Annotated in this window: 17 protein-coding genes; 12 read left to right on the top strand and 5 right to left on the bottom strand. The window is 68.9% G+C overall.

Annotated elements, in window-relative coordinates:
* Positions 1 to 63: 63 nt before the first annotated feature.
* The 3 genes from VFZ09_RS15410 (at position 64) to VFZ09_RS15400 (ending at position 1,223) form a co-directional block, all read left to right on the top strand.
* Positions 64 to 543 (top strand): hypothetical protein, encoded by a 480-nt coding sequence (locus tag VFZ09_RS15410; protein WP_329728334.1) that lies wholly within the window; start codon positions 64 to 66, stop codon positions 541 to 543.
* A gap of 48 nt (positions 544 to 591) precedes the next feature.
* Positions 592 to 945: a hypothetical protein gene (locus tag VFZ09_RS15405; RefSeq protein ID WP_329728333.1), complete on the top strand. Its 354-nt coding sequence runs from the start codon at positions 592 to 594 to the stop codon at positions 943 to 945.
* A 134-nt stretch (positions 946 to 1,079) separates the two neighbouring features.
* Positions 1,080 to 1,223, top strand: a complete 144-nt coding sequence (locus VFZ09_RS15400; protein ID WP_329728332.1) for a hypothetical protein — start codon at positions 1,080 to 1,082, stop codon at positions 1,221 to 1,223.
* 47 nt (positions 1,224 to 1,270) lie between these two features.
* Here the strand turns inward: VFZ09_RS15400 and VFZ09_RS15395 are convergent, their stop codons facing one another.
* The 4 genes from VFZ09_RS15395 to VFZ09_RS15380 all read right to left on the bottom strand — a co-directional run bounded on the left by VFZ09_RS15395 (position 1,271) and on the right by VFZ09_RS15380 (position 5,521).
* On the bottom strand, positions 1,271 to 1,765 hold the full coding sequence (locus tag VFZ09_RS15395; RefSeq protein WP_329728331.1) for a serine/threonine protein kinase: 495 nt from the start codon (positions 1,763 to 1,765) through the stop codon (positions 1,271 to 1,273).
* 16 nt (positions 1,766 to 1,781) lie between these two features.
* Positions 1,782 to 2,747 carry a DUF2381 family protein gene (locus VFZ09_RS15390; RefSeq protein ID WP_329728330.1) on the bottom strand — a complete coding sequence of 322 codons (966 nt, stop codon included), beginning with the start codon at positions 2,745 to 2,747 and terminating at the stop codon, positions 1,782 to 1,784.
* Between the two features lie 255 nt (positions 2,748 to 3,002).
* On the bottom strand, positions 3,003 to 3,908 hold the full coding sequence (locus VFZ09_RS15385; RefSeq protein ID WP_329728329.1) for a hypothetical protein: 906 nt from the start codon (positions 3,906 to 3,908) through the stop codon (positions 3,003 to 3,005).
* Positions 3,905 to 5,521 carry an AAA family ATPase gene (locus VFZ09_RS15380; protein ID WP_329728328.1) on the bottom strand — a complete coding sequence of 539 codons (1,617 nt, stop codon included), beginning with the start codon at positions 5,519 to 5,521 and terminating at the stop codon, positions 3,905 to 3,907. The genes VFZ09_RS15385 and VFZ09_RS15380 overlap by 4 nt, the downstream gene beginning before the upstream one ends.
* Before the next feature lie 188 nt (positions 5,522 to 5,709).
* Between VFZ09_RS15380 and VFZ09_RS15375 the strand changes: the two genes are divergently transcribed.
* From VFZ09_RS15375 to VFZ09_RS15350, 6 genes are all read left to right on the top strand, one after another.
* Positions 5,710 to 8,934 (top strand): tubulin-like doman-containing protein, encoded by a 3,225-nt coding sequence (locus VFZ09_RS15375; RefSeq protein WP_329728327.1) that lies wholly within the window; start codon positions 5,710 to 5,712, stop codon positions 8,932 to 8,934.
* A 1-nt stretch (position 8,935) separates the two neighbouring features.
* Entirely contained in the window at positions 8,936 to 11,329 is a 2,394-nt protein-coding gene (locus VFZ09_RS15370; protein ID WP_329728326.1) for a hypothetical protein, read from the top strand.
* Complete coding sequence (locus tag VFZ09_RS15365; RefSeq protein ID WP_329728325.1) at positions 11,326 to 14,118, top strand: DUF1998 domain-containing protein; 2,793 nt, start codon at positions 11,326 to 11,328, stop codon at positions 14,116 to 14,118. The genes VFZ09_RS15370 and VFZ09_RS15365 overlap by 4 nt, the downstream gene beginning before the upstream one ends.
* A 15-nt stretch (positions 14,119 to 14,133) precedes the next feature.
* Entirely contained in the window at positions 14,134 to 15,630 is a 1,497-nt protein-coding gene (locus VFZ09_RS15360) for a serine/threonine-protein kinase (protein ID WP_329728324.1), read from the top strand.
* An 18-nt stretch (positions 15,631 to 15,648) separates the two neighbouring features.
* Positions 15,649 to 16,920, top strand: coding sequence for a serine/threonine-protein kinase (locus tag VFZ09_RS15355; protein WP_329728323.1), 1,272 nt, complete (start codon positions 15,649 to 15,651; stop codon positions 16,918 to 16,920).
* Positions 16,921 to 17,077: 157 nt separating this feature from the next.
* Entirely contained in the window at positions 17,078 to 17,542 is a 465-nt protein-coding gene (locus tag VFZ09_RS15350) for a hypothetical protein (RefSeq protein ID WP_329728322.1), read from the top strand.
* A gap of 10 nt (positions 17,543 to 17,552) precedes the next feature.
* Here the strand turns inward: VFZ09_RS15350 and VFZ09_RS15345 are convergent, their stop codons facing one another.
* Positions 17,553 to 18,959, bottom strand: coding sequence for a pyridoxal phosphate-dependent decarboxylase family protein (locus VFZ09_RS15345; protein WP_329728321.1), 1,407 nt, complete (start codon positions 18,957 to 18,959; stop codon positions 17,553 to 17,555).
* An 89-nt stretch (positions 18,960 to 19,048) separates the two neighbouring features.
* Here VFZ09_RS15345 and VFZ09_RS15340 point away from each other — a divergent pair, with 89 nt between their 5' ends.
* The 3 genes from VFZ09_RS15340 to VFZ09_RS15330 all read left to right on the top strand — a co-directional run bounded on the left by VFZ09_RS15340 (position 19,049) and on the right by VFZ09_RS15330 (position 22,005).
* On the top strand, positions 19,049 to 20,164 hold the full coding sequence (locus VFZ09_RS15340; RefSeq protein ID WP_329728320.1) for an acyl-CoA dehydrogenase family protein: 1,116 nt from the start codon (positions 19,049 to 19,051) through the stop codon (positions 20,162 to 20,164).
* 91 nt (positions 20,165 to 20,255) lie between these two features.
* Positions 20,256 to 21,038: a hypothetical protein gene (locus tag VFZ09_RS15335; RefSeq protein ID WP_329728319.1), complete on the top strand. Its 783-nt coding sequence runs from the start codon at positions 20,256 to 20,258 to the stop codon at positions 21,036 to 21,038.
* 154 nt (positions 21,039 to 21,192) lie between these two features.
* Entirely contained in the window at positions 21,193 to 22,005 is an 813-nt protein-coding gene (locus VFZ09_RS15330; RefSeq protein WP_329728318.1) for an alpha/beta hydrolase, read from the top strand.
* Positions 22,006 to 22,189 lie beyond the last annotated feature (184 nt).

Here is a 22,189-nt window from a genome sequence, read left to right as displayed (position 1 = left end):
CTGCGTCCATGTGACAGAGTGGATTCGGAAGGCCACCTGGCACACACTCAAAGGCGGTAGCGCATGAGGCGGACGGGGCTGAACTGGAATGTTCTGGTCGTTGCCGCCGTGGCGGCCGGCATGGGATGTGCCCATTCGCAACGGCCGGAATCTCGAATCTACGTCATCTCCGAGGACGCTCACGGAGTCGGCACTGCTCTTGGAACTGGCGGCTCTGGCTTCCGTAACTGCGAAGCAGAGGAGCGTGAGTGTTACGACGAATGCTGGAACGCGGAGCCACGGCCATATCCTCACACGAAGAAGGATGGCTGGTATCGTGAGTATTGCACCAGGGAGTGCCGCAAGCTTTACAATGAGTGCGAAAAGTCAAATGAGCAGAAGGCGAGGGAACTGAAGTTCTCGCGTATGGATGAGGCGGTTGATTGGATCAGGAATCACAAGGCTGAAGTAGCTCTTGGGACTGTCGTCATCATCGCCGGTGTTGCCTTTGTCCTCACAACAGGCGGTTCTGGCGCGCTGATTCTGGCTCCTCTTGCACTCTAAACCTGTGCTCCAATGACCTATAATCCAGAATTTGATGTTGAATCAGTGATGAAGACGCTCGGCACCGTGAGCGACAAGTACCCGAAGGGCTCGCCGGAAGAAGAAGCGCTCCGAATCGCTGCGGTGTCGCTGCTCTATGTCCGAGACATCGACAAGCTGGAGGACTACCGCAACTACTTCCGGGAGTTTATCGCTGGCAAGCCACTGACCATTTCTCACGCATTCGCGACGAGAGAAGACGCGGATGCGGTGCTCGCCAGTGGTGTGGTCGATGATGGCGCGCTCGTCACCATTGGGGGTCAAGGGTTCACCGTACTCAGGGGGGTGAAAGGGTGGAGATTCCTCCGGACGCGTCTGCCAGACGAGCTTGAGCCCCCTCCAGACAAGCCAGACCCCCAGTAGGAGCCGGGCCGCTCTGATGCACGCGCTGGCGGAGAACTTCGGGGTGGGCCCCTGGAGTGACGTGGCGCCCGTGCTGGGCACGTGCCTGCTGCTGCCGTTGCTGCTCGTTGGCTTCGCATGGCCAGCGGGGGGCCTTGCTCCGCTTCGCCGGGTCCCTGCTCACCAGCGGGCTGCTGAGCTTCGTGTCGATGATCCTCCGCCAGGGCGTGCCGGTACCGGCGCGTTACGTCGGTGCCGGGCAGCCCAAGTCAGGAGTGGGCGTGGAGCCGGGCCAGTAAGGGTCCCCGGGATGGGGTAATGCCTGCACGGACAAACCCTGACTGCCTTACCGGAACGATTCGACGACGAACGCGGAGGCGACGGAGGCATTGAGGATGGCCGTCCCTGATTTCGACTCGGGCCGCTTCCTGAACTGGCCGTCTCCAAGTCGAGCCACGGCGCAGATGGGAACCTTGTCGCCGTCCAGAGGATGCGCCTCGTAGTACCGGATGACGACCTGTGGCCCTCCTGTCCAGACCCATCCGTACAAGCGCGCGGGAGCCTCGATCGTTCCGAAATCGTCCTGCAAGACGCTCTCGATGGGTCCGTCGTAGATCGTGATGGGCCACGCCCCCATCTGGTTGGCATCGAGCTCCACGAGCGCCGCGTCCCCGACATGCAACTTCAGATACCGCATGACCTCGAGTGCCTTCGCCGGGCATGCCTCCGGGCCGGGAGTGCCGTCCGGGCGCAGCGTGATGCCGCCGGGGGTCGTGGTGCATCCGGAAGACGCAAGAAGGACGAGTGCGGAAAAGAAGAGAAGCAACTTCAACGTGGGCATGATCGCCGCTCCTGAATTAGCGAATGAGGCGGCGGTCCAACAAGATGGCTACTTGCCGGAGCCCATCGCCTCGGAAGATTTCCAGAGTCAGATCAACGAGGCCCTCTTGCGAGACAAAAGCACTCTTGTCCGCTACGACGGCGAGCGCGCCTGACGCTCCCGGGATGATCTCGGATGGGTTCATTCGGAGCGCGAAAGGCCTGGCCGTGTGCGAGGTCGAGTCAGCCGTCAGCCGAGTCTCTCCGAGCGTCCAGGGTTGATCGGAGTACGTGTTGTTGAGGTTGACCACGACCGCGGCCTTCCCCTTCCCCGAGAAGAGCTTGATCACCATGGAGGTATCTCCATCCTTGAGGGTGAGGGTCTTCTCCAGGCGAAAGGGCACTGCTTTCACCGCGCCATTGGCCAGAAGCGTGGCGTAGGCGTGGTCGATCGAGTTCTCCTCCTTGCGGTAACGCTCGTTCTCCTCGCGGAGCTCTCGCTCTCTATCGAGCGCGCGATACAGGGATGAGAGCACCGCGTCGTACCCTTCGCGGTTCTCGAACACGTTCACCTGTTGGTCCACCTGGCGGTCGCTGTAGGCCTGTGGGTGTGCGGTCACGATGAACGGGAGCTCTGTCCCATCCGTGAGCGTCACCTGGAGCAGGAAACGGTCGCTCGGCGTGAGGTCGCGCAGTGGGTACAGCAGCACGAACCTGTCCCGGCAGATCAAGGGCTCGAAGTGCCCCTTCCATCCCAGCATGCTCGTCCGCGCGGGGTCACAGTCCTTCTCCAGGCGGAGGACGGTCGCGGTCTGGCCGCCGACGTACACCTTGGGCGCCTCGGTCCTCGGATGCTCCGAGAGGATGAGGGTCCGCTCGGTGGGCGCGCAGACCTGGGGGACGGCCTCGGATGCCACGAGGACGAGCAGCAGGGGGAACCGGAAAAGTAGTGGATGACGCATGGCGCAGACTAACCTAACAGGGCATGTCGCGAGGAGCCACAAGGCACAAGCTTCTTTTCCACCCCCATCTCGTGCAGGAGGCGTTCCTGTGCGCAACGGAGCGTTACTTGGGGGCACCGTGAGTTCTCGCGCGCTGCTCAGGATGTAGGGGGGCCGGGGTTTTTATCCATCGCTCTTCGGCGAGGTTGGGGCAGAACTCCACTAGCTTTCCCAGGGGGGTGGTGGAACTCCAGGCCTTGCTGCTGCCACGCATCCTTGATGGGCGCTCTGACGCCCGTCATCCCGGTACTTGACAGATCAGTCACACGACCAACCGGTCGTGTCGGCGAGTCGGCTTTGTTTCCCGGTGGGCGTGTGGTGAATGTCTCCGATCTTGCCTTCGGGGCGCACTTCCCACTGGACGATGTTGAGCTGACCTAGCCCGATGCTTTCGGCCAGCTTCGGATCAGCGATGTACACATCCCAGTGACGACCCCCACCCGTGGCGGGGCGAGCCCAGCCATTGTCTCGCACGTCGATCCAGGCGGGTTTGGACTGCATCGTCCGGAACGGCTCGACATGTCGGCGCCACCATTTCTCAGGCGGGCAGAAGGGAAATCGGGCTCCATCGGATTGCGCAGGTAGGCTCTCGTCAAAGCGCTGAGTCCAATCCACGAGGAGATTGCGTGGGTTGCGGATGCATGGAATGGTGCATTGAGGTTGGCCGGTCACCTGAATGTAGAGGCGCCAGCGCATCTTCTCCACGAGTTCGCAGCGGCCTGTCGCGTATGTCTTCTGGTTACGGCCTTCGAAATGACGTACCAGTAGAATGAACGGTCCCCCAAGCAGGGCACAGCCGATGAGCAGTTGCTCCATCTGCTCCAGCCAGCCGCTGCCAAGTCTTGGCCAGTCGAAGAGCTGTTTGACACCCCAGACCTTCTTGCGGCTGCCAGCAGGGGCCACCGGGAGGTTTTGTGGCACTGCAAGTGAGCGCAAGGTGTCGAGGCCCGCTTTCAACTCACGACCGCCAACACGTTCCAGAGGACGCACCAGTTCCTGTTGCATCCTCTTCCAATAGGGCCCGGCTGCTACCACCTGGTAGCCGCGTTGGCGGCAGACGCGGACCGCATCTGCCACGAGGCGGGTGAGTTCCGCATCTTCATCGGCGGAGAGGCGATCCGGCACCTGGGTGAGAAAGAGGGCGGGATCCAAGATGACCTTCACGGTTCCGGTTCCTCCCCCACGTCATGCTCAACGGGCGCCTCGTCTGGAGGAGGTGCCTCCACGGCCATCGTTTCTTCCGGCTTGTCCAGCGCGGCATGGTAGATGGATCGCTCCTCACCGGTGGCTTCATCCATGAAATCCGAGGGCCACTCCTCCAACCCTCCGCGTGTCGTCAGGCGCGCGACCTGGACCTCGGACTCGCCTCCAGTCTGCTCGACCTGGAGGACTCGGATGTTCTCGAGCAGCCAGCGCTCCAACTCACTGCCAGCTCCGGCTCGTGCGATGAGTCCACGCAGGCGCCGGACAAGATGGTCGCTGTGAGTCTCGACCAGGAGCTGCCGACGGGCCATGGCCAGTGCCACCAACCAGTGGGCGAGGCGCGTTTGAACTTTCGGATGGAGGTGGGCCTCGGGCTCCTCGAATGCGCAGTGGCCATAGCTGGGGCACTTCTCTCGATAGGTTTCGAGGTCGAGTGGGCCCGTGGTCTTGAACCTCAGAGGATCGGAGATCAGACCCAGCTGGATGACGGGTAGCAGGTAGCTGAGCCCTCGTCCGACGTGCTGGAGGTTTGCTCGGCCGAAGAGGAGCCTGAAGCCCACGTCCCTGACCTCTTCGACTTCGAGAGACGTATCCACTCCCAAGGCTCGTAGGACATCGTTGACGCCATCTACGAGGGCACTCTCGCGGATGGTGTCGGGAATGACGACCTGATCGTCTTTCAGGTGCAGCGGGGGAAGGTAGTGCACGGCATCAGCCCGGCGTGCATGGAGCATCTGAGCTGCATACTCACCGCTGATTCCGATCTCCTCTGGAGGCACCGTCGCGGGCCGGTACAGGGAGGGCGGAAGCGTTCTGATCGATCCAAGATAGGAGAATCCCGTCAGGAGTGCCTTGAGATCTTCCAGCGGTTGGGCAAAGAGCAGCAGAAAGGCATTATGCCAGGACCGTTGCCGGTCGCGAGGTCCAACGTTGCGCCGCTCGATGAGCAGATAGGGTAGGAAGTGCTCCAGCTCGACGCTCAGCTTGCTTGCGTGTTGGTATTGTGACCATCCCTTAGAGTGCCAGAAACACGCGTATTGGCCTGATTCCTGATGTCGCCCTATGAAAAAGGATGGCTTTGAATTCTCTTGCAATGAGGCGAGCAGGATGCTTTTGAGGATTGTTTTGCCGTTAGACTCGGCATATTCCAGCGTTAGGCGAGTTGTCACTGAACGGAACTTTGGAGTTGCGGCATCCATCAGCCACTCAAGGCCTGTATTGCCACGGAGTTCAGCCAGGTCTGGTGAACGGGCCTGCTCCAATGCGGCGTCGATGTCCACCGTGGACGTCCACTCGAGGCTGAAGGACGGCCCCTGGATTTCCGGTCCCTCGGGCCAGCCGGACGTCAGCTCCCTCAGTGACAACGCGTCCACCATGCCCTCCAGATGCAAGGGCACTTCGGGGCGTGGTAGGGCGAGCGTCTGCTTCAGTAACAACAGGGCCTGGATGAGGGTGCTCTTGCCGCTGTTGTTTCGCCCCAGCAGTACCGTCAGGGGCGCGAACTCCACACGGGTCCGCTTGCGGTAGCTCTTGAACCGCTCGATTTCAATCGCCGTGAGCCGTGCGTTCGCCATGGACCTCGCCTACTCCTGATTGAAGGAGCCCTCGTAGCACACGCTTCCTCCGCGTCCACCTGAGAGCCGAATCTCCACGTGAAGGCCGGGCGCACCACGAGTATTCCTCGGCCCCCAGGACACGCCACCGCATGCTATAGCATGCTCCCACTCTCTAGCTGCTGTGGAGCTGACTGAAGGGGGATGTCTTGGGGCTGCTCGCGACGGAGAAATTCAACCCCACGTTGTTCGTGGGGCTCGGTGGTAACGGCGGGAAGATCGTCCAGTTGCTCGCCGGCCGGTTGCGCCGCCATCCCAACTGGGAGCGCATCAAGTCGATGACCCATTTCGTGGCCATCGACACCAACAAGGACGACCTCGACAAGCTCAAGGACGTCCCGGTGGAGAACCGCTTCCTCATCTCCGCCTTCGACGCGCGCGCCTATATCGAGCGCAAGCGCGGCCAGCGCGAGCTCCAGGAGGACAAGCTCGTCACCCAGTGGGTCCCCTCCACCTACCAGTTCCGCTCCACCCAGGGCGCCGGCGCCGGGCAGATCCGCATGGAGAGCCGCCTGCGCCTCTACTACAACCTCGAGGAGGACCGCCGCGGCATCCGCAAGGCCCTCCAGAAGCTGCTCGACGAGTCCACCCGCCGCGAGAACCCCTGGCGCGACAACGAGAACCGCGTCGTGCGCGTCATGCTCTACGGCTCCGTGGCCGGCGGCACCGGCTCGGGCGGCTTCCTGCCCATGGCCTACCTGCTGCGGCGCATGGTGCTCGACGCGGGCTGGGGCCGCCCCAACGTCACCGGCGTGCTCACCCTGCCCACCGCCTTCCTCGACAAGGTGAAGCCCCAGCTCCACCCGGACATCCTCGCCAACGGCTACGCCGCCCTCAAGGAGCTGGAGTTCCTCAACCGCCAGCTCGACTACGCCGGGGGCTCGGGGGAGATCGAGCTCCACTACGACCCGGGCAGCCAGGACCGCGACCGCCAGGTCGTCGGCGAGCGCCCCTTCACGCTCACCTACCTCATCGACCGGCCCGACCAGCTCTCCATCGAGAAGTACGAGAACGCGGTGGCCGATGCCTGCTACCTGCAGATCTTCTCGCCGCTGCTCGGCGCGCAGGCCGGCGAGTACGACAACTACGAGAAGCACCAGAAGAAGCTCGCCCTGGGCCACTTCTCCGTGCACTACGGCTCGTTCGGCACCGCGCTGCTGCAGCTGCCCCGCCGCGACCTCCTCAAGTACGCGGGCCTGCGCTACGTGGCGAGCGCCTTCCGGCAGTTCCTCTGCTTCGGCGCGGACCACCCGGACTTCCAGGTGCCCTACGGCGACCCCGCCTTCCAGCGGCTGGAGCCCAACGAGAAGAACCGCCGCATCGACGAGAAGTTCAAGGGCTACGTGGCCTTCCGCGCCTCGGACGAGGAGCGCCGCGACGAGAAGGGCCAGTTCTACGGAATCCAGCAGCAGATTGGGAAGGGCGGGAAGAACCTCGGCGAGGCCTTCCGCGAGAAGCTGGAGGCCATCTTCGGCCGGCTGGACGAGCAGATCGACATCCCGGACGTGGAGAAGCAGTCCATCAACCCGGGCAACCCGTCGCTGAGCCGGGCCATCGCGGTGCTGCGGCGGGCCAAGGACGAGTCGCGCGCCCGCGTGTGCGGCGAGTACCTCGAGGCCCAGCGCGGTGACGTGCGCACCGGCCGCTTCTTCGAGTCCTTCTTCAAGGAGTACGAGGTCAACCCCATCGCCCAGCGGCTCTTCCTCGTGCGCCTGCTGGAGCAGTCCTTCGTCGTCCCCTTCAAGGACCCGGAGGAGGGCGCCTACCTCAAGGCCGAGGGCGCGCCGCCCGACCTGGACAGCCCCGAGCTGCGCCAGGAGATCGCCCGGTTGGACTCGGAGATGACGAAGCAGGCGCAGCCCGGCTTCTTCCAGAGCCTCACGGACCGGGACAACAAGGCGTTCGCCGCCGCCAAGCTGCGCGCGGTGGCCAAGGTGGAGAGCTGGGCCAACGAGTTCCGCGACGAGATCAAGCGCTTCTTCTGGAAGTCCTTCGAGAGCGAGCTGCGCAAGGACGCCGAGGCCCGGCTGGAGTCCTTCCGCAAGGTGGCCCAGGTGGCCGACGAGCGCGCCCGCGACGCCGAGTCCCAGGCCGAGCGCTTCCGCAAGGACCCCGCCGCGGTGGACGCGGGCTCGGACGTGGCCCAGTACTACCTGGACGCCGAGGTGCTCCGCGATGACCGGCGCCGCGAGCGGCTGTGGAAGGAGTTCTACAGCCACAAGCTCGACAGCGACGCGAACTTCCGCGTGGCCGACATCTTCGACTCCGTCACCGAGGCCTTCACTCCGGTGCGCGACCCGAGCGGCCAGCTGCGCGCCCGCGACGCCAACGAGATCGTCCAGCACGTGCGCGGCAAGCTGGAGACCCAGGCCCTGCAGGTGTACGGCCGGGTGATGGAGGAGATGGGGCTGGACCTGGCCACGGGCCTGGACCTGGAGCAGCGCTACATCGCCCTGCACAAGGCCGGGAAGGACCTGGAGGAGCTGCGCCGCAAGGGCAAGCTGGAGGACGAGCTGCGCGCCGTGTCCGCCACCGAGGTGCGCCGTGGCATCGAGGACCGGCTCAAGCGCCTGTCCGACGAGTGCGTGCTGCTGGCCCATATCGACGCCACGCGCCGCGATGATCCCACGGTGACGCCCGCGGACGTCTTCTACGCCGGCCTGCACGACAAGTACGCCAGTGACGAGGAGGGCTCGCTCTGGAGCGTCCTCAAGGGCGTGGTGTCCGGCACCCACCGCGTGGCGGGCTGGGAGGAGCGCGATTCGCTGGTGCTCTACCGCGCGCTGCTCGGCGTGCCCGTGTACTGGTTCAAGAACGTCCAGTCCGACCTGTACTCCGGCTACAAGCGCGTGCGCGACGACAAGAACCGCACCTATCCGCTGCACATCGAGGCGGTGTGGGAGTCCTCGCCGGGCCTGCCGGACCTGGATCCCGTGGAGCTCAAGCGCGCCGAGGAGCGCCGCACCGCCGAGCGCTCGGCCCAGGCGACCCGCGAGGCCCGCGACGCCCGCCTGCGCGCCTTCACGCTGTGCGCCCTGTTCGGCGGCATCTCGCGCGACGACGAGGGCTACCACTGGAGCTTCGCCGGCACGAAGAACAAGCTGGCGCCGGACCGGGCCCGTGCCTTCGAGGCCTTCGAGTCCCTGGACCCCGTGCTCCGCGGAGACCTGGAGAAGAACGCCCGCGACTCGTGGACGAGCGCGACGGCGGAGCGGCCCTCTCGCGGCAAGCTGCTGGAGGAGGTGCAGGCCCACCAGCGCCGCCTCACCGAGGCCTACGCGCGCGCCGTCTCCGAGCAGAAGGACGCCGAGCGCCGCTTCCTCCAGGACGAGCGCAACGTGGTGGAGGCGCTCGCCGCCGAGCTGAGGAGCTAGCTTGGACGCCGCCGTCTCGTACCCCACCGTCCTGGTCGGACTGGGGCGCTTCGGCCAGGAGGTCATCGGCCGCACGCTCCAGTCCCTGGAGGCCTCTTCGCCCCTGTTGGGCGTGCTGCGCTGCGAGCCCTCGGGTGTGGCCGCCGGGCTCCAGCCCCTGCTGGAGGAGTTGCTGCGTGCGGGCCGTGGCTCGGGCGAGCGGCGCGACCAGCGGCTGGATGTGATCGCCTTCGGCGCCGCGCTGCAGGGCGCTGACGAGGACCTGCTCACCGCGTGCGAGCAGGCCGCGCGGCTGCTCGCCGAGGGCTACGGCACCATGTTCCCGCCGGACCGGCCGCCGGAGCAGCGCACCGCCACGTTGCACCTCGTGGTGCAGGTGCCGGCGCTGTCGAGCCCCCGCGCCTCCGTGGTGTTCGCGCGGCTGGCCGCCCTGGAGAGCTGGGCCCGGGCCCGTCCCGTGTTCCCCCTGCTGGCCCGCATCTGGGTCGTGTCCCAGCAGACCGCCGCCGGCACCCTCTCCTCTGAGGAGATGGTGTCCACCTGCGCCTCCTTCGCGCTCGGCATGGTGGCCTCGGGGCTGCGCACCGAGGACGAGGTGTCCCGCCGCATGGCCCACCCGGCCCGTGACGAGGGCCTCGTGAGCTTCGTCTCGCTGGCCTCCGTGGAGCTGCCCGAGTCCCGCCTGCGCACCTATGCCGCCGCCCGCGCCGCGTATGACGGGCTCGGTGTGCTGGTGGAGCGCGTGCAGCAGCCCGGGACCGATGCCACGCTCGCCATGGGCGCCGTGTCCGCGCTCCAGCACGAGCGTTGGTTGGCCCCCTTCGTCGAGGGACAGGCCGCGCAGCTCTCCCGGCGCCTCGCCGCCGAGCTGTCCCGCTCGCCGGTGGATCTGCCCGCGGAGATCCGCGTGGGCCCGCTCGATACGCCCGAGGAGATCCGCGCCAACCACTCCGGGCTCTTCAAGCCGGCCTCGGTGGAGACCTCGCCCACCACGGTGGACCAGGCCCGCACCGACGAGACCTTCCGTGCGCTCGACCGCGCCGAGGCAGAAGTGGCCACCTCGGTGGAGCAGGGCATCCAGGCGGTGTTCGATGCGTCGCTCGGGCCCTCGTCGGGCCTGTCCCAGTTGCCTTCCGTCGAGCAGGGGCTCAAGCGCGTCATCGCGCAGCTCCACGACGAGCAGGCCCAGGAGGACGCGACCCTGCGGAAGCTGGACCCGTCCCAGCCCGCGGGCCCGCCGGTGGACCCGCACCGCGAGGAGCTGGAGCAGGCCCTGCTGGAGCTGCCCTCGAAGCGGATGGCGCTGGCGGCCGCGGCGGCGCTCGCGCTGGCCGTGCTGCTGGGAGTCTCCTTCTTCACGCTGTCCCTGATGACTCCGGCCGCGCCCCCGGGCAGTGCCACGCTCTCGAGTCCCCAGCTGTCGACGACGGCCCCTCCGCCCACCACGGGCTTCGACTGGCGCGAGGCCCTGCCGTGGATTCTCGGCGTGCTCGCCGCGGCAGGCGCTGGAGCCGGGTGGCTCTACTTCGTGGGCAACCACACCCGGAAGGAAGTGCGCCGCGTGCTGAAGCTCCGGCGTGACGCGCTGGAGTCGCTGGTCAGCCGGGGCGGGGGAGGGCGGCGCGCGAAACAGGCGGAGTTGCAGCTCGTGGTGCGCCGCAAGCGCGCCCGCCGGGGTGCCATCCTCGCGCTGGAGAACGCCGTGGCCCGGCTGCACGCCGTCCGTCACGCGCTGCTGGAGGCGAGGGATCGCAAGCGTCAGGAGTTGCTGGCGCTCGGGGTGACTCCGGCCGCCGAGGCCCGGTTGGACGACCTGGGGCCGTTGCTTGGCGCGGGCGGGTTGCTGCATGGCTCGCTCGTGCCTCCGGAGGTCATCAGCCGGTGGATTGCTTCCCGGCGGGAGATTTCCGAGGACCGCGTCTGGGCGGACCGTCTGCTCGAGGGCGCCTGGCCCGAGGGCGGCCTGCTCGAGGACGTGCCGTGCGGCGATCCCGAGCGCATCGCCGAGCTGAGCCGGCGTCAGGTGAAGCCGATGGCCGAGCGCAGCGTCATGGATGATCAAGAGGCGGGCGTGCAGGCCGCGGACGTGCTGCGTGACTTCGGCTCGCGGATGGGGGCGGTGCTCGCTCCGCCGTGCCAGCCGCTGAACGCGCATGGAGATCCGGTGCTCGGCGTCCGTCCCGGCGAGGGCTTCGTCATCGCTCCGTCGGCGGGGCGCGACACGCTCGATGCCGGGCTCCGGGACATGCCCACGCGGCTGCCCATCCTGTGGTCTCCCTCCAAGGCCGCGCGCGTCATCTTCCTGCGCACCTGGGAGGGCATCACCGTGGAAGAGATGTCGCGGGGGGCTCGCGCCACCCCGCAGTCCGTGGCGGTTCCGCGAGGTGCGCGATGACGCTGCAACTCCCGCATCTGTCGCAGCAGCTGACGACGGCCCTCTACCTGCTGGTCTGGCTGCTGTTGCTCGGCACGCCCGTGCTGGCCTGGGCCCTGGCCGCGCTCGTGGTCGGCCCGGGTCCCAACTCGCGCTGGCGCCGCGCCGCCCTTCCCGTGGGCAAGGCCGTTCTCGTCACCCTGGCCCTGGTGCTCCTCACCCGTCTGGTCGAGGCCGCCAGTGCCTCCATGCAGGGCGGGCCGCTCGGTTGGCTGCATGCGCTCACGGCGCTGCCCCAGAGCACGACTCCCGGCGTGCCCCAGGTGGTGTTCACCTGGTTCCCCCTGGACGCCGTCCTGCTGCTGGCGCTGCCCCATGCCGCCGCCTTCCTCGTGGCGACGCTGGTGTTCGCGTTCCAGGAGGCGGGCCACAAGAGCCTCTCGTCCTTCCGCGTGCCGCTCGCGGATCCGCTGGCGCTCGTCCTGGTGGCGGTGCCGGTGCTGGCCCTCATCGCGGTGGATGCGCCGTGGCGGCAGGACAAGCCCCGCGCGCTGCTCGACCTGGCCGCCGTGCTGCCCATGCTGTCCGTGGCGCTCGCGGTGTGGACGCGCTCCGAGCGTCTCGCGCCTCCGCCCGCCAAGGAGGAGGCTCCCCAACCCCAGATGCCCGCGCCACTGCGCGCGGACGTCCCGGGCATGTGGCGGAAGCTGGGCGCCCTCGACTCCCAGGCGCGTCCGCTGCTCGCGACGCCGGGCACGAACAACCCGGAGCCGGCTCCCGCCTGGAGCGCCGCCGCGTGGCGGGACGCGGGCGCCACCGGGGCTCCGCCTCGGGCGCTGGAGGAACTCGCCAACGCGTGGGGCTCGCCCAACCAGGGCTGGCTCGTGGGCGACCTGCCGGACCCGACGGAGCGCTACTTCCTCATCTCGTGCGTGATGCTGGCGCTCCAGCGCGAGGGCCTGCCGTGCATCGTCGTCAGCGACGAGCCGGAGGCGCTGCGCGACGCGGTGCTGGAGGCCATCGCGCGCAGTGGCTCGTGGCCCTCGGGGCCGCTGCTGGCCGGCGAGGCGGCGATGCGCGAGGCCTTCGCGGGCAACCGCATGCCGGCCGCCGTCTTCCTGGACGTGGAGCAGCTGTCCGCCGGGGGCATCCGCGCGCTCTCCGAGACGCGGGGCGGCTGTGGCCGGCTGTGGGCCCTCTCGGTGGGGCTGGTGCTGTTGTCGCGCGTGGACCGGGGGACGCCGCTGGCCTCCACGCACCGCATGTTCACCCTGCGGCGGCTGGAGCTGGCGCTGTCGGCGGCCGGGGCGCGCTGGAGCGTGCTGGCCACGGGCGTGGGCGGCGGGGGCACGCGGGGACTGGTGGAGCAGATGTTCCCCGGCATCTCCGTGCGCGAGGTGCCCTTCACGCCGCGCTCCACGGCGCCCGTGCGCGTGTGGCGCGTGGTCGAGGGTTTCCGTTCCCAGCCCGGCACGCCGTGGGTGCGCCGGGCCCTGGAGCCGGTGGTGGGGGCGAAGCTGCCCGCCGCGGTGGGAGACCCGGGCGGGGCGTTCGACCTCAAGGCCGTGGACTTCTGGGGCGGCGAGCTGCGCTTCGTCCGCGACGTGTCCCTCTTCGGCGTGGCCTCGGTGGGCACGCTGGACGAGGCGTGGCTGGTGGCCGCGTACCGGGCGCTCCCCCACCGGGTGCCGCTGGCGGACGGGCAGACGCATGACGCGCTGTGGGGCCTCGCCGACAACCCGGTGACGCGCTTCCTCACGCGCGATGGCAACCTGGACGGGCTGTCGCGCCACGGCATGTTGATGCCGCCGCGGGCGCTCGTGGGCTACCACAACGGCGCGCTGGCCACGGCCCACCTCAAGGCCGCCATGCAGGAGGGCTCGCAGGACGTGGAGTCCCTGGCCGCCGTCTTCGGCCGCTCGCGCGTGGAGCAACTGCTGGGGCCGAAGTTCCGTCCCGAGCGCCACGTGGTGCGGCTGGCCGCGGGCCGTCCGGCCGTGCGCAGCCCCGTCGTCCCGGCGGGCCTCGCCGAGGCCGTCAATCCGCTGCGGCGCACCGTCAGCGAGCAGGTGGTGCGCATCCTCGACGTGCACAGTGGCCAGCTGCTCACCGAGGTGGACCGGCTGCTGGTGGAGACGCGCTACTACCCGGGCCGGGTGTTCGCCGTGGGCGACTCGCGTTACGAGGTGCCCCTGCACTCGCTGGACACCAAGCGCAACGAGCTGCGCGTCAAGCCGGTGCCCAACGACAGGCCCCTCACGAAGCCGCAGCTGCGCATCCAGTTCGAGTCCGCCACCGTGGTGGAGTCTCCCCAGACGGTGCGCACCGGGCGCTGCGTGTACCAGGTGTGCACCCTGGAGGCGACGGTGGTGGAGAGCGTCACCGGCTACTCGCAATTGGGGCGGCCGGGCCGGGTGGACGTGGGCGCGGTGAGCTGCCGGTACCGCACGCGCGTGCGCGGTGTCTTCTTCCCCGCGGCCACCACGCCCCAGGTGCTCGTCCACCTGGCGCGCTCGGCGGACGGGGTGCTGGTGGCGCACCTGCTCTCCAATGACGAGGACATGGACGTGGTGCCGGTGGGGCCGGGCATGTTCCCGGACGCCCCGGCCGGCATCGTGGTGGTGGACCGGCACCTCCAGGGCATGGGCGTGGCCGAGGCGCTGGACCTGGCCCTCATCGACGACACGTTCAAGTGGGTCCGCGCCATCCTGGCCAACTGCAAGTGCCCCAACGGGTGTCTCGAGTGCACGCCCCAGGACGTGCTCGCGTCCGGTCCCGACAAGTCGGGCGTGCTCGGGTTGCTGGGATAGGCGGATGCAATCGCCATGGCGGGTGAGCGTATGAGTGATGACATGAACCTCCTCCAGCCGGGAACGCAGCTGGATGGCCGCTACGAGGTGGTCCGGCTGCTCGGTCAGGGCGGCATGGCCTCCGTGTACGAGGTGCGCCACCTCGGGCTGCACAGCACGCACGCCCTGAAGGTGCTCAACGCGGACCTGGCTCTCAATGACGACATCCGCGGGCGCTTCCTCGCCGAGGGCCGCATCCAGGCGCGCCTGCGCCATCCGCACATCGTCCAGGTGACGGAGATCGTCACCACCCCGGTGGCGGGCCTCGTCATGGACTACATCGAGGGCCCCACGCTCGGTGACTTCTGCCGCGGCCAGGGGCTGGAGCCCCGGGTGCTCCTGGAGGTCTTCCTGCCCGTGCTGGACGCCATGGAGGTGGCCCACAAGCGGGGCGTCGTCCACCGCGATCTCAAGCCGGACAACATCATCATCGGCAAGGACAGCCGGGGCCGGCTCCAGCCCATGGTGACGGACTTCGGCATCGCCAAGCTGGTGGAGGAGGGTCCGGGCGGCAAGGCGCGCACCCAGGCCGGCGCCCGCATGGGCACGTTGCTGTACATGAGCCCGGAGCAGATCCGCGGGGCTGGCGAGGTGGACGCGCGCACCGACATCTTCTCGCTCGGCGCCATCCTCTACGAGGCCGCCACCGGGAAGGTCGCCTTCCACGCGGCGAGCGACTTCGACACGATGAAGAGCATCGTGGAGGGCACCTACGAGCCTCCCGAGCGCGTCGTGGGCGGCATGCACCCCGTCATCGCCGGCTGCATCCGCAAGGCGCTGGCCGTGGACCCCGCCGAGCGCTTCCAGGACTGTGCCGCCTTCCGCGAGGCCCTGGAGCACGCCTTCGAGGCCGGTGCGCAGGCGCCCCAGAAGCCGTCCCGCTCCTACGCGGTGACGCAGGCGCAGCTCCCTCCGGCGAGGACTCCGGAGCCGGAAGCCCTCGCGCCGACCTACGTGCCGAACACCGGCCGCTTTCCGACGGACGACCGCGCTCCGAATACCGGGCGGTTCCCGAAGGCAGATACCCCTCCGTACCCTCCGAATACCGGGCGGTTCCCGAAGGCCGATACCCCTCCGTACCCTCCGCCGCCGGCTCCGGCGCCGGTGGCTCCTGCCCCGGTGGCTCCTGCTCCGGTGCGGAGTGCTCCGGTCACCACCGTCCGCGTGAGTCACAGGCAGGTGGTGCAGGACTCCTCGCCGGCGGCCATGGCCCGGGCCGAGGGCTCACCCGCCGTGGCCGTGCTGCTGAACCTGTTCTGCCTGTCCGGCGGAGGGCAGATCTACAACGGGCAGACGGCCAAGGGAGTGCTCGGCCTCATCGGGTCACTGTTCGTCATCAAGGGCATCATTTCCGGAGGGTCTGCGGGAGCCTGCTTCTGGCTCATCTGGTACGGCGCGTTCATCGTGGACGGGTACAAGATCGCCGCCAGGCGCCAGCGGGGGTGGCACGTGGGCCCCTGGGAGCTCTTCTAGCTGGAGTAGAGTCGCGTCATGTTGAGCCCGGGGAATGTGGTCGAGCGCTATGAGGTGGAGCGCGAGCTGGGCGGCGGCGGGATGGCGCGCGTCTACAAGGTGCGCCACGTGGCCCTGGGCAGCGTCCATGCGCTCAAGGTGCTGGACCCCGAGCTGGTGGGCAACGCGGAGCTGCGCGCCCGCTTCCTGGACGAGGGCCGCATCCAGGCGCGGCTGCGGCACCCGAACATCCTGGTCATCACGGACGTGGTCGTGGCGCCCGGCGTCGCGGGCCTCGTCATGGACTACCTGGAGGGCGAGTCGCTCGACAAGTACCTGGCCAGCGCGAAGCAGCCTCCGAGCCCGGACGAGGTGCGTGACATCTTCCGGCAGGTGCTCGCGGCCATGGCGTTCGCGCACCAGCACGGCGTCATCCACCGGGATCTCAAGCCCTCCAACATCTTCCTGGAGCAGGTGCACGGCCGGCGGGTGGTGCGGGTGCTCGACTTCGGCATCGCCAAGGTGTCCGACACGCTGTCCGAGGGCGAGGGCCGGCCGGTGGCGCGCAAGGGCTCGCGCATGGGCACGCCGCAGTACATGAGCCCGGAGCAGATCCGCTCGGCCGAGGAGGTCACCGTCCGCTCGGACATCTTCTCGCTCGGTGTCACCCTCTACGAGCTGGCCACCGCGCAGCCGTGTTTCCAGGGCGAGAGCGACCTCTCCATCATGGAGAAGATCACCCGGGGGGAGTTCGTGTCCCCGGAGGTGGTGCACCCGGGCCTCGAGCCGGGGCTCCGCGCGGCCATCCTCCGGGCGATGGCCCTGGAGCCGGAGCGGCGCTTCGCCTCATGCGGGGAGTTCGCCGCCGCGCTGGAGGAGAAGGTTCCGGCTCCGCGAGTCCACGAGCTCGATGGGACCGAGCCCACGTTCGTGCCCAGGCCCGCCGCGGCCATCGAGAGACCCAGGCCCACTCCCGTCCAGGTGCCCGCCGCCCGTGTCGTGGAGGCCCGTCCGGCTCCCGCCCCTGTCCGCCTCGCCGAGCCGAAGCCCGCGGCCCCCATCGAGAAGCGGGCTCCGAAGCTCGCGAAGAAGCCCGCGCCTCCACCCGTGGAGGAAGCCGAGGCGGAGGAGGAGGCTCCACCGCGCGGCAAGCCCTGGCGCTGGGTGTTGCTCTTCGCGCTCGCGGGACTGGTGGCCCTGTTCGGCTCGGCGCTCATCGGAATGCTCACCGGGGGCTCCGCGCAGTCCACGCCGAGGAGTGGCGCTCCGGTGACGCGGCCCGGTGGCTCGTCGGGCACCCGCTCCCGCTGAGCGGAAGACACCGTAACGCACCGGACCCCGCTCCCCCTTCCAGGGCACCGCTTCATTTCGGACAGAACCCGCGAGGGACGGGACATCCGGCGGCTCGTGCGCACAGCCTCACTGGCACAATGCGCGGCGGTGGGAGACGCACGAGGAGAGCGCTGTCATGGGCGGGTCGCGCCATTTCGCTTCGATTGATGACTCGCACTGGCCGCTGCTCATCTCCCGTATCGTGGGGGAGATGTCGAACCCGGAGTTCGACGACTACCTCGCTCGCTCCACCCGCTCCATGGATCGCGGACAGCCGCACGTCCTCGTCGTGGACCTGAGCCAGGCCGCGGGCATGTCGCCCGAGCAGCGCAAACGGTTCGAGCAGTGGTCGCGGGATCATGACGAGGCCATGCGACGGACGGTGGTCGGTGCCGCCTACATCGCCCCCACCGCGGTGGTTCGCCTGGCGCTGAGCGTGCTCCTCCATGTGTGGCGGCCGCCCTATCCCTACGTCATCGTGGCCCGGGAGCAGCAGGCGTTCGAGTGGGCCCTCAAGCGGCTGGAGGACGTGGGACTGCACGCACCCGCCAGCCGCCTCCGGCGCGAACTGGGGCTGCTCTCCCAACCTCGTGCCGGTTAGTCCCGTCCCCTCACGCGCCCTGCAACTCCTTCGCGGTGGCGAGCACCTCCGCCACCACCGTCCGCACGTCCTCCGCCGTGGTGCGGTGGTTCACGAAGCAGGCGCGCAGGGCGAAGCGCCCCGACAGCGTGGCGTTGGAGAGGTAGACGCGGCCGCGTGCGTTGAGGCGCGCCATCAGCCGGGTGTTGAAGGCGTCGCGCGCGGGCTCGGCCAGGCCCGCGACGTAGCGGAAGCACACCGCGCTCAGCGGCACGGGCGCGAGCAGCTCCAGCTTCGGTTCCGCCCGCACCAGCTCCGCCAGCCGCGAGGCGTTCTCCAGGTCCTCGCGGATGGCCTCCCGGAAGGCGCGCAGCCCGTGGTAGCGCACCGAGAGCCACGGCTTGAGCGCACGCGCGCGGCGGGACAGCTCCAGGGACTCGTCGAAGAAGGCGAAGCCCTCCACGCTGTCCGAGCTCATCGTGCGCACGTAGTCGCCGGAGAAGGAGAAGGCACGGCGCGCGGCGGCGGCCTCCCGGTAGAGCAGCACCCCGCAGTCCACCGGCTGATACAGCCACTTGTGCGCGTCCATGGAGAGCGAGTCCGCCAGGGCGAGGCCCTCGAAGTGCTCGGGGACGGCCAGGGCCGCCAGCGCGCCGAAGGCGCCGTCCACGTGCATCCACAGCCCATGCCGCCGGGCGATGGCCGCCACGTCCTTCAGGGGATCCACCGCGCCGGTGTTGACGGTGCCCGCGGTGGCGACGACGGCCAGCGGGCGCCTGCCGGCGGCCACGTCCCCGGTGATGGCTTGCTCGAGGGCGTCGGGGCGCATCCGCCACCCGGCGTCCGTGGGGATGAGGCGCAGGTTGCGGCGTCCCAGGCCGAGCAGTGCCAGGGCCTTGGGGATGGACATGTGGACTTCCGTGGAGGCGTACACCACCCCCGAGGGCGAGCCCTCCTCGTTCGCGGGGGCCTTCGCCTCGCGCGCCATCGTCAACCCCATGAGGTTGGCCGAGGAGCCTCCACCCGTCAGGCTCCCGGTGAAGCCGTGGCAGCCCACCGCGGCCGCCAGTCCCCGCACCACCGCGCGCTCCATGCTCACCATGGTGGGGGACGAGCGCCACGCGGTGACGTTCTGGTTCATCACGCTCGCGAGGTAGTCCCCGAGCGCGCCCACCGGCTCGCCCGAGCCGAGCACGTACCCGAGAAAGCGCGCGTTGCCCGCGCGGGTCCCGGCCATCACCGCCCCCAGTGCGTCGAGCGCCCTGTCCTTCATGCCTTCCTCGGGCAACCCCTCGGCGAAGAGGGCCTCGGTATCACTCCCCGTGAGGGCGGGAGCGATGGTGCGTGCATCCAGCTCCGCGAGCCACTGCTCGGCGAGGGTGGAGACACGGAGGGCCAGGCGCCGGAAGTCGTCGGTCGTCAGCTCGAGCGAAATCATGGGGTGGTCTCTTAGCAGATTGTCCCTTGCCCTCCGGGGGCAGCGGGTTGTTACCCTCGGCGCCCCTTCATCTCCGAGGATCCGGACCCATGCACTCCGTCGAGAGCATCATTTCCGAAGTCATCGAGCCCAAGGCCATGGAGGTGGACCGCTACGGTGTCTATCCCCGTGCGGCGATGGACGCGCTGGGCAAGGCGGGCCTGCTTGGGCTGCTCAGCGCGAGGGAGGTGGGGGGACAAGGCCAGGGGCTCCGGGCGGCGGCCACGCTGGTGGAGCAGGTGGGGACGGCGTGTGGCTCCAGCGGCATGGTGCTGTGCATGCACTTCTGTGGCGCGGCGGTCATCGAGCAGCACGGGCCGCGAGACATCCGCGAGGCCATCGCGGCGGGGCGCCACGTGACGACGCTGGCCCTGTCGGAGGCGGGCTCGCGCAGTCACTTCTGGGCGCCGGTGAGCACCGCCCTCGCCGTGCCGGAGGAGGGCACCGTCCGGCTGGACGCGGAGAAGAGCTGGGCCACCTCCGCGGGCCAGGCCGACAGCTACGTCTGGTCGAGCAAGCCGGTGGAGGCCCGGGGCATGAGCACGCTCTGGCTGGTCCTGGGCAACGCTCCCGGGCTGTCGTTCCCCGTGGCGTTCGACGGAATGGGCCTGCGGGGCAACTCCTCCAGCCCCATCGTGGCCCGGGACGTGCGGGTGCCCCGCTCGGCGATGCTCGGCAAGGACGGAGGCGGGTTCGACATCATGATGGGCAACGTGCTGCCCCACTTCCAGGTGCTGGGCTCCGCCTGCTACCTGGGCATCATGGAAGCCGCCACGCGCAAGGCGGCGGCGCACGTGACGAAGACGCGGCTGCTCCACACCGGGCAGTCCCTGGCGGACCTCGCCACCATCCGGGCCTACCTGGCGCGCATGCGCATGAAGACGGACATGGTGCGCGGGCTGATTCGCGACACGCTGGACGCCCTCGAGTCCAAGCGCGAGGACGCGCAGCTGCGGGTGCTCGAGGTGAAGGCCGCCGTGGGCGAGCTGGCCCCCGAGGTGACCGAGTTGGGCATGCGCGTGTGTGGTGGCGCGGCGTACCGCAAGGAGGTGGGCATCGAGCGGCACTTCCGCGACGCCCACGCCGTCACCGTGATGTCGCCCACCACGGATCTGCTCTACGACTTCATCGGCAAGGCAATGACCGGAATGCCACTCTTCGATTGAGACCGGGGGACATGTCCCGTGGCCGCCTGTCTCTTCTCTCCCGCCCCCGAGCGCCTTGGTTTGTCTCGGGGAATACGGGGGAGGGGGACGGATGGTGGGGTTTTCGACGGCGCTGCTCGCGACGGTGCTCGCGAGCCTGGCGCCGGTGGTTCCGGTGAGCGGTGGAAACGCGCTCACCCTGCCGGCTCAACGACACGCGGTGCGCATCGACACGGGAAGCGGGCGGCCGCCTACCTGGTTGTTCGCCGTGCAGCAGGAAGGCGCGGAGGGCCGGGGGTTGTCGTTCTTCCGCTCGGACGATGGGGGGCGCACGTTCCGTTTCGCCGCGGCGATCCAACCGGACGCCAGCCACGCGGACCGGGCGGAGGTGCTCGCGGTGGGCCGGGACGTGGCCCTCGTCTACTCATACGAGGCGCCGAAGCTGGCGGCCTCGCGCCGGCACGACGTGTACTTCCACCTCGCCCTCGCGCTGCCCTCGCGCTGTGCCGACTGTCAGGTGCAGGCGCGGCTGCAGGCCTTCGGGGTGGACGAGGCGGGCCTCGTGGTGCGTGCCGAGGGGGATGCACGCTATGCGCTCGTGCTGTTGCCGCGGGGGCGCATCCAGTTGCGCCGCTACCGGGGCGGCGGCTTCACGGTGCTCGGCGAGGCCGCCAGTGGCCAGGCGTCTCCGAGGGATGCCGCGACGCTCTCCCTGTCCGTGTGGGGCGCGGGCCCGGTGCGGCTCTCGGCCTCGGTGGACGGGCAGGTCCGCCTCTCGGTGACGGACGCGGACCCGGCCGCGCTCACGGGCGAGGGGGACGCGGGGCTCGCCACACCCATCGCGGGAGTCTGGTTCGACGACTTCCTGGTGCGCGCGCTGGGCACGGGGCCATAGCCCTCCCGGCCGGGTGTTGGGTGACGGACGGACAAACCCCGGACGGAGGTGCTCTACCCTGCAATCCGCGTTTCCTGCGATAGTTGCGACAAGTGGGCGAACGCGGGGTGCTGGCAGGATGGACGCTCACCAACTCGATGGGAGTGTGAGCGTCATGGGCCAGGCCATCCGGAAGCGCAACAACGTGCAGGTGCTCGGCAGTGGCCGGGACACCCTCATCTTCTCCCACGGCTTCGGCTCCGAGCAGAGCGCCTGGCGCCACCAGGTGGCGGCGTTCCAGGAGCGCTACCGCATCATCCTCTTCGACCATGTGGGGTGCGGCGGGTCCGACTTCAACGCCTACGATCCGCGGCGCTACAGCGGCGTCCACGCCTACGCCGAGGATCTGCTGGAGCTGTGTGGGGAGCTGAAGCTCTCCGACGCCATCTTCGTGGGCCACTCCTTCAGTGGAATGGTGGGCGTGCTGGCGGCGCTGGTGGAGCCGCGGCGCTTCCGCCAGCTCGTCTTCGTCAAGTCGACGCCCCGGGTCCTGGATGATCCGGAGTCGGGCTACGTGGGGGGCTTCACCCGGGCGGAGCTGGACGCGTTCTTCGACGCCATGGACTCCAGCTACCAGTCCTGGGCGAGCGGCTTCGCGCCCCTGGCCATGGGCAACCCCGAGCGGCCCGAGCTGGGCCAGGAGTTCGCCCGCACGCTGTCCTCCATGCGGCCGGACATCGCGCTGGCCTTCGCGAGGATGGTCTTCCAGTACGACCACCGGTTGGATCTGCCGCGGCTGAAGGTGCCCACGCTCATCATCCACTCCGGGGAGGATCTCGCCGTGCCCAACCAGGTGGGCGAGTACATGGCGAGGCGCATTCCGCTCGCGCGGATGATGACGATTCCCGCGCGCGGGCACCTGCCGCACCTGAGCGCGCCCGAGGCGGTGAACCGGGCCATCGACAACTACCTCCACACGGCCGCATGAAGCCGGGGCTGTCCCGGGCGCGGTCCCGGAGAAGTTGTCCAGCTGTTGGAGTGCGCCAGGCGAAGCCTGGGTGAGGAGGAAGCGATGTAGGAGCGGAAACTTCACGAAGGGACCCTGCGGGTTCAAACCCCGCCCGGCAAAGGAGGCCGCCAGCCGGAAGCGAGTCTTGCGTGGTGCCGGGGAG

Source organism: Archangium sp., assembly GCF_036277355.1.
In the GTDB taxonomy this organism is placed as follows: domain Bacteria; phylum Myxococcota; class Myxococcia; order Myxococcales; family Myxococcaceae; genus Archangium.
This window is presented reverse-complemented; position numbering and strand designations above follow the sequence as displayed.

Bases quoted from the DNA above. Each gene is read 5' to 3' on its own strand.
- VFZ09_RS15330 (WP_329728318.1), top strand. From the start codon at position 21,193: ATGGGCCAGGCCATCCGGAAGCGCAACAACGTGCAGGTGCTCGGCAGT.
- VFZ09_RS15350 (WP_329728322.1), top strand. From the start codon at position 17,078: ATGGGCGGGTCGCGCCATTTCGCTTCGATTGATGACTCGCACTGGCCG.
- VFZ09_RS15355 (WP_329728323.1), top strand. From the start codon at position 15,649: ATGTTGAGCCCGGGGAATGTGGTCGAGCGCTATGAGGTGGAGCGCGAG.
- VFZ09_RS15345 (WP_329728321.1), bottom strand. From the start codon at position 18,959: ATGATTTCGCTCGAGCTGACGACCGACGACTTCCGGCGCCTGGCCCTC.
- VFZ09_RS15405 (WP_329728333.1), top strand. From the start codon at position 592: ATGAAGACGCTCGGCACCGTGAGCGACAAGTACCCGAAGGGCTCGCCG.
- VFZ09_RS15365 (WP_329728325.1), top strand. From the start codon at position 11,326: ATGACGCTGCAACTCCCGCATCTGTCGCAGCAGCTGACGACGGCCCTC.
- VFZ09_RS15335 (WP_329728319.1), top strand. From the start codon at position 20,256: ATGGTGGGGTTTTCGACGGCGCTGCTCGCGACGGTGCTCGCGAGCCTG.
- VFZ09_RS15340 (WP_329728320.1), top strand. From the start codon at position 19,049: ATGCACTCCGTCGAGAGCATCATTTCCGAAGTCATCGAGCCCAAGGCC.
- VFZ09_RS15395 (WP_329728331.1), bottom strand. From the start codon at position 1,765: ATGCCCACGTTGAAGTTGCTTCTCTTCTTTTCCGCACTCGTCCTTCTT.
- VFZ09_RS15380 (WP_329728328.1), bottom strand. From the start codon at position 5,521: ATGGCGAACGCACGGCTCACGGCGATTGAAATCGAGCGGTTCAAGAGC.
- VFZ09_RS15410 (WP_329728334.1), top strand. From the start codon at position 64: ATGAGGCGGACGGGGCTGAACTGGAATGTTCTGGTCGTTGCCGCCGTG.
- VFZ09_RS15360 (WP_329728324.1), top strand. From the start codon at position 14,134: ATGGCGGGTGAGCGTATGAGTGATGACATGAACCTCCTCCAGCCGGGA.